Here is a 6712-nt window from a genome sequence, read left to right on the forward strand (position 1 = left end):
GCTATTGTAGCACATGAATTAAAAACTCCTCTTACTGTTATGAAAGGATACTTAGAAGGGATGATATATAATATCGGTCCTTATCAAAATCGTGACCAATATTTAAATAAAAATTTCCAAATAATCGAAAATCTGGAACAGCTAGTTCGCGAAATTTTAAGCATGTCAAGATTAGAACAACATACCTTTAAACTTCAAGTGGAAGAAGTAAATCTTTCGAAATCAATAGATACAATCACAAAAAAACTCGAATTTTTTGCTTCTCAAAAAGGCATTCAAATAATAAAAGAAGTCGATTCTGACAGTTTTGTTTATACGGATTATGTTCTTTTAGAAAAAGCTTGTAAAAACATCATTCATAATGCGATTATGTATTCACCTTATAACGAAAAAGTCTATATAAAGTTAACAAAGGATTCTAAACAAAACAACATCCAAATACGAGTTATCAATACAGGTGTCAAAATAAAAGAAGAAGAAATACAACATATTTTCAAACCATTTTATCGAATCGAAAAGTCAAGAAATCGAAATACAGGAGGGAGTGGCTTAGGGTTATATATTGTAAAACAAATTTTAGAATCCCTTTTTATCACGTATTCTATGAGTAATACAAAACAAGGCGTACAATTTTTAATTACCATTCCATTATCCATAAAGTAAATAACAAAAGAGTCTCAATCTTATTTCACCTTATTGAAATAAGATTGAAATTTTTTATATAGGATACCTTCACATCGATAAAAAGACGTTATTTTTTCCAATGATTTCTCAGAAAGAATAACGTCTTTTTTTATTTTAGGGAATATTTTGTATTGTTAGCCTGATAGCTATATTGCGTGACCCCTATTATAAGAATCCTGCATCAGAGCATAACAAAAATATAAGCAAAAAAGAATTATTTAAAGTATAAGTTACATTCTAATATTTTATTGTTGATAACTGACAGTATCATTTTACAGCTTATTTAGAAGAGGCATGTACATTTCGAAGAAGTTCTTCAATAAATTTTGTTTTTTCATTTACCTTTGTGGCATATGTGAAATCACCATAACAATATGGATACCTAAAATTATTTTTATTTCCACCACAAGTATACATCGCTGGATTTTGATCAACTTTCATCTTAGAAAACTTTTTGGCTGAATCCTCCGAGTGTTGTTTAACTTCTTGACTAGCAACAAAATCAATATACCCTGGCCCCATATTATAGCTTTGAATAATTGTATCCATGCTAACATCCTTGTCCGTGCCATATTTGTACATTTTAGCAAAGTGTTTTACTCCTTGTTCAATGCTCAAGCTTGTCTCTTGAATTTCATTTGGCTTTAATCCAAGTGATTCGGATGACTGCATAGGATCGTTTCCCTCACCTCTACTCTCTTGGTACATAATTCCTAATAAAACTGCTGTTTTCTCTCCTAAATTATATTTTTCTAATTCTTTTTTCAAGGTAGATTCATATTGCAATACACGTTTTTCGGTGGCTAGCGCTTTATTTTGTTGAATATTGGTTTTATGATTAAAATATAGCATTCCAAGTATAATTCCTAAGCCCAAAATACTAATAAGGAACACTTTTATAATTTGTTTTTTACTTGTATCCTTCATATATTCCTCCTCGTATAAAAAATTCAATTTTTCAAAGGTAATTTGTTATTTACAAACTATGTAATGGACATCTATCTCCCGCCCTCTTTAGACTCAAACATCAATACTTTAAGGTTTTAAGTTTAATATAAAAGTTTAAAGATAGGGTAAAGATAAGATAAAGATAAGATAAAGGGCATTTTTTATACGTACTTTAAAAGATATTGGTACAACGGGATATGTGGGACAAATTGTTGATATAAATGGATTTAGTAATAACGGAAAGGTTAACGTACAAATTATTAATTATGGAGATCTCATTCCGGAAGATTTACCTTATTTTTTCAATATGCTTTATATAAAAAACTACAAAATAACATATAATAAAAAACGGTGAACCCTCCACGTAGGAGAATCCACCATCACAAATAAATGATTATTTCACACCTAGTTTTTCTTTTGCTTTCTTCGGGAGCTCGTCTTCCTGCACTTCCTCCCAAGCTGTTACACCTTTTTATCTGAATAATATACACGTAGGAATGCTTCTTTACGAAGATTCTTTTGTGCAATAAATTCTAACTCTTTTTCTTTACCTTCCTTATCAAAACCCGATAATGTATATTCATACTCCTTTCGCGTCACTTTACCATCCATAGATTTTGAAACTCCTCCTTTTCCATCCATGGCAATTTAAACGTAATATTCACCTTTACCAATACGATTAATATCACATCCAACTAGTAGACTTGCAAATACAACTAAAAGGCTAAAAATTGCTATATATTTTTTCATATTGTTCACCTCATTGATTTTCTATGCTACTGTAATCTTAATCTGTTTTCGGTTGAAGAGAAATTCAAAAACCTTACGTCAACATTACATTTTCGAAAGATAATAAAGCTACCTATATCAATGTTTATAAATGAGATATTCGCGTAACCATTAAAAATTATTTAAACGATTACTTTCTTCATTTTTTTACTATTTCATAACTTGCTTCAAATTCACTCTTCGCATTTATTGCCGTCTAACGATCATCACACATGACTTAATACATTATTGAAAGGAAAAAAGCTCTGCACTATGCAGGCTTTCTTTATGATTTCACTATTAAATTATTCATAAAACTCTCTATAGAATTCGCCTGAAATATAAGGAAATAAGGAGATTGAACGTCGTAATATTTATCGGTAATGATAAGAATTGAAGGAAAGAATTTAGAAGTTCTCGGTTGCCAAGGTTCATTATGCCATTCTTGGCTATGGTAGTATAACTCATATCTATTTATCTTATCTTGCATTATCTTTTTACTGTACACTGACTTTTGAACTTCAATAAAGAATGGCGACCTACGCCATATAGTAAAAGCATCCGGCTCCATATATTCCTTCCCATACTTTGGTTCCACTTTGAATAACTTAGGATTTTCATAATGAACAAGTTGTTTGTATACGTCCACAATACCAAGGAAATGAGGGATTTTTTGACTGGTTTTTCTGATAGAACTAGGTTGTGGAAAATAAATGTATGGGTGTTGCAATACGTTAGCATCAACATGGCCGTCTCTTCTTAATCGTTTCATAACCGTATTACAGCAGGTTATCGCATTCTTTAAGCCTTGAAAATGCAAGTCAATAATATCATCTCGAGACATGCATCTAAATTGCTTCAAATCATTCAGAATTCCTTTATCTCTACTCTTCATCATCTAACACCCCAAATAACGGCATTTCTACTTGCGATGAATTTTTGAGTATCTTCTCCCCTTTAGACATGAGATATGGTTCAACAATTTGTTTCGCCTTACTTAATTCCAAATAAGGAGCTTGCACTTTCTTTAATCCATTGCGTTTAAAAATCATTTGTCCAGTTTGCTCTAAATACTCTGAACCAGGAGTACCCATAATATTACTATTAATCACACTATCACATTTAAAGCCCATTCTTACAGTCATATTAAGTTTTAACTTACCATCTAACACCTTGGCATCTGGCCTCTGCATACTAAGCAAAAGAAAAACCCCAAGTGATCGCCCGACTGCTGAAATCTTTTCAATCGTAGCCATACACTCTTTTTCATCTTTAAGCATAGCCACTTCATCAATAGCAAGTAGGATATATGGCTTTTGATGATTTGGATTTAATTTGTTGTACGTATCAATATGATCAACTTCATATTCTTCCATAAATTTTCTTCGTTCCCTGATTTCCTTCCATAACTTTTGGAGCATTATTTTCATTTCGATTTCTTCCATACAAACTTCTTTTACATGCTTCACTCTACGTAAAAAATGAAATTCAGAGTTTTTTAAGTCACCAAGATACAAATGCAACTTTTCAGGAGACATATATTGAATGAGTGTGGATAGTACAACACGTACCATACTACTTTTCCCACTTCCCGTTTCTCCTGCGATTAATAAGTGGGGTGAATTGGAACCAATCATATCGTACGCAATTATTTTTCCGTATTGGTCCCTGCCTACCACAACAGGTAAACCGTAACCTTTTAATTGAGGCTGCCATTCTCTATAACAATAAGTATACGGCTTTAGCCCAGCATTCGAATGAAATACATGTAGGACAAACTTTTTCACATCCCCTTCAATCGTAATATTCCGTCCTAATATTTGCTGAAAACAAAACCACTTCTTTTCAATCTTCTGTGGATCTAATCCGTTTGGTATGGTAAATACATACCTCACGCTTTCCGCTGAAGAAGATATATTATATATCTTTGGATAAATAGGCACTTTTCCCCCGCGTGTTTGATGTTCCGTATATAGACCTGCTTTTCCAAATACCTCTATAAGTTGATTCCTTAACCTTTTTGCATGAAGCCAATTCTTTATCATTCTCATATACTTCCCCCTAAAACATGATTAGGATGCGAATAAATACATACCCAATCAAACAAACTCCACCTATTCGCATGCCGTAATAAATACCTTCACTTATAAATTTAGCTGCTGATATATGGTCATGTCGCACTAAATATTTTTCTAATATGACTGCCCCTATTAAAACCGTTCCCATTACTCCTAATGCAATGTAAGTATGTAGTACCTGATCCGACATATGAAGAAATGCGAAAGGACTAACTGAATTGTATTTACGTATTTTCTTTTCTTTCTCTTCGTAAGATCGATTCATACACTCACGAAAAGAAATTGTTTCCTTCCTACCACGCATTTAATTGCCCTCCTCTATAAACAAAATGAACAAACTAGATAAAATATAGGGTTTATGTGCCTATTACCTTGATAACACTATCTTGACTGTTAACTTGGTAGATACCTTTCTAGTACATAGGCTGGTTGATTGGGTATCTAATTTGGTAATAAGTTTGCTAAATACCAGAGTGGCTACCTTGATACATCATATTGCGTGGGGCTTGTACATTATTAACACTTTTGTTTAAAAAAATCATGCTTTGGTAAAGATGTGATTAATAGAGAATTTATGAATAGGAGTGTTCACAATGTTTGGCTTGGGGAAACCATTATCAAGGTTTGGTAAATTTTTAAAAAGAAATAGTATTACTCAAACCGAATTAAAGGAATGGAGCGGAGTAAATCAAAATACAATTAGTCGTATTTCTCGTTCAAATACATACAAACCTTCATTAGGGAATGGCCAAAAATTAATTAGGGCCTTAAAAAGAAAAGGTTACAGCGTAGACTTTGAGGATTTCTGGATGTAATAATCAGCTCGTTAAACCGAGCTGATTATTTTTTGAAGAATTCATCATTCTTTTTGATTTATGTGCCGCGTTAGCTTATATAAAAGTGCTAAAATTCCAAAGAACGTGTATAAAAAGTGACAAACAAAAGATATATTGTCAATAGCAATAATATTAATACACAAGTAAAATACACGATAGAAATACGCTTTCTATTCTCTTTCCAATTACGTATACTGGAAATTATAAAACTTACTATCACCATGCAACAAATCCCTACCAAAAACACCAATACATACTCGTGAATAATAACACCACAAATTAAAAATATAACTGCTAATATTGCTAATAGTGAATGAACTACACGCAAAAATAACCTCTCCTTATCTCATTGGAAACCTATTAATGTACTGTTATTTTATTTAGCAAACAGATGGTTTCCAATTTGTACACCGGTTTGACGTGTTGTAATCCATTTATCAGTTGAGGTTTTTGGATTGTAGAAATAAAGCCAATCAGAATTTGTTCCTTTTGAAGTGAGAGCCTCTTCTACTGCCATTTTTGCTTCCTGTGTAGCAGGCTGATTAATTCTACCGTCTGTAACAGGAGTAAATGCATAACCATTTTTAATGGGTTCATAAATTACGTCTGTAATTGTATTTGGAAAACCATTTGCGTTAGTACGATTTAATACTACCTTTGCAACTGCAACCTTTCCTGCATGCGGTTCTCCCCCTGCTTCTGCATTTACTAATCGAGCCATTAAATCCACTTCTTGTAATGAAATACCAGTATCAATCTTTAAGTGCTGACCGACAAAAATATGGTTTTCGTCTACGTTATTGTTTTGTTTTATGGACTGTATTGAAACTTTATATTGTTGTGATATAGAACTTAGTGTATCCCCGCTTTTCACTTGGTAAATTGCTTGATATGTATTAGTTGAAACTGTTGAATTAGTTTTTTGAACATATTTGTTTGCAGTTGACGATACCGGAATTGTTAAACGTTCTCCAATATTAATTTGATCATTTTCTTTATTGTTTTCTTGTTTAAGTGATTGTACGGACACCTCATATTGTTTACTTATTGCTTCTAGGGTATCATTCTTTTGAACCGTATAAACCGTTGAAGCCGCAGTCCCTACTGGATTTAATACTACTGTAATCATTGCAGCAGATAATGGTAACCAGGTTTTCGCCTTACATAACTTCATTCAAAAAAGCCTCCTAAAAATTATTAAGTACTCTTAATATGTTTAAGGTGAACTACCCGCCACTTAAGATCCTAACGGACTGTTTGAAGTGGGGGCTTCTCGGTTAGTCGTTACTTTTGGTAGCTAACGAATTCGTCCTAAGACAGTCGAGCTAACTCCCTTGTTCCAAGGGTTATTTTATTGCTATCTATGCTAACGCCAATAGGCGTATTGCTTCATTTTTG

7 protein-coding genes and 1 pseudogene are annotated in these 6712 nt (G+C 32.7%); 2 read left to right on the forward strand and 6 right to left on the reverse strand.

Annotation, left to right across the window (positions count from 1 at the left end):
• The coding region (locus tag DOS87_RS00175; protein ID WP_222616351.1) for a sensor histidine kinase at nucleotides 1-663 on the forward strand (663 nt) is incomplete at its 5' end.
• 300 nt (nucleotides 664-963) lie between these two features.
• On the opposite strand, the gene DOS87_RS00180 is transcribed toward DOS87_RS00175, so the two are convergent.
• From DOS87_RS00180 to DOS87_RS00200, 5 genes and pseudogenes are all read right to left on the reverse strand, one after another.
• A complete protein-coding gene (locus DOS87_RS00180; protein ID WP_000655720.1) occupies nucleotides 964-1611 on the reverse strand; it encodes a lysozyme family protein in 648 nt (215 codons plus the stop codon).
• A gap of 415 nt (nucleotides 1612-2026) precedes the next feature.
• Nucleotides 2027-2382 (reverse strand): annotated as a pseudogene (locus DOS87_RS00185) (YxeA family protein).
• Nucleotides 2383-2686: 304 nt separating this feature from the next.
• On the reverse strand, nucleotides 2687-3262 hold the full coding sequence (locus DOS87_RS00190; RefSeq protein WP_002094250.1) for a replication-relaxation family protein: 576 nt from the start codon (nucleotides 3260-3262) through the stop codon (nucleotides 2687-2689).
• Between the two features lie 22 nt (nucleotides 3263-3284).
• Complete coding sequence (locus DOS87_RS00195; protein WP_097947172.1) at nucleotides 3285-4451, reverse strand: FtsK/SpoIIIE domain-containing protein; 1167 nt, start codon at nucleotides 4449-4451, stop codon at nucleotides 3285-3287.
• A 10-nt stretch (nucleotides 4452-4461) separates the two neighbouring features.
• The gene (locus tag DOS87_RS00200; RefSeq protein WP_001214903.1) at nucleotides 4462-4782 is read right to left on the reverse strand and encodes a hypothetical protein; all 321 of its coding nucleotides are present in this window, start codon (nucleotides 4780-4782) and stop codon (nucleotides 4462-4464) included.
• A gap of 289 nt (nucleotides 4783-5071) precedes the next feature.
• Between DOS87_RS00200 and DOS87_RS00205 the strand changes: the two genes are divergently transcribed.
• Nucleotides 5072-5293 (forward strand): helix-turn-helix domain-containing protein, encoded by a 222-nt coding sequence (locus DOS87_RS00205; RefSeq protein ID WP_000467343.1) that lies wholly within the window; start codon nucleotides 5072-5074, stop codon nucleotides 5291-5293.
• A 397-nt stretch (nucleotides 5294-5690) separates the two neighbouring features.
• Here DOS87_RS00205 and DOS87_RS00210 read toward each other — a convergent pair whose 3' ends face one another.
• Entirely contained in the window at nucleotides 5691-6488 is a 798-nt protein-coding gene (locus DOS87_RS00210) for a cell wall hydrolase (RefSeq protein WP_133964340.1), read from the reverse strand.
• Nucleotides 6489-6712 lie beyond the last annotated feature (224 nt).

This window comes from Bacillus sp. CR71 (assembly GCF_003429245.1).
Taxonomy (GTDB): domain Bacteria; phylum Bacillota; class Bacilli; order Bacillales; family Bacillaceae_G; genus Bacillus_A; species Bacillus_A thuringiensis_S.

Excerpts from the sequence above, each read along its gene's own strand:
- DOS87_RS00180 (WP_000655720.1), bottom strand. The coding sequence starts at position 1,611 with ATGAAGGATACAAGTAAAAAACAAATTATAAAAGTGTTCCTTATTAGT.
- DOS87_RS00210 (WP_133964340.1), bottom strand. The coding sequence starts at position 6,488 with ATGAAGTTATGTAAGGCGAAAACCTGGTTACCATTATCTGCTGCAATG.
- DOS87_RS00200 (WP_001214903.1), bottom strand. The coding sequence starts at position 4,782 with ATGCGTGGTAGGAAGGAAACAATTTCTTTTCGTGAGTGTATGAATCGA.
- DOS87_RS00195 (WP_097947172.1), bottom strand. The coding sequence starts at position 4,451 with ATGAGAATGATAAAGAATTGGCTTCATGCAAAAAGGTTAAGGAATCAA.
- DOS87_RS00205 (WP_000467343.1), top strand. The coding sequence starts at position 5,072 with ATGTTTGGCTTGGGGAAACCATTATCAAGGTTTGGTAAATTTTTAAAA.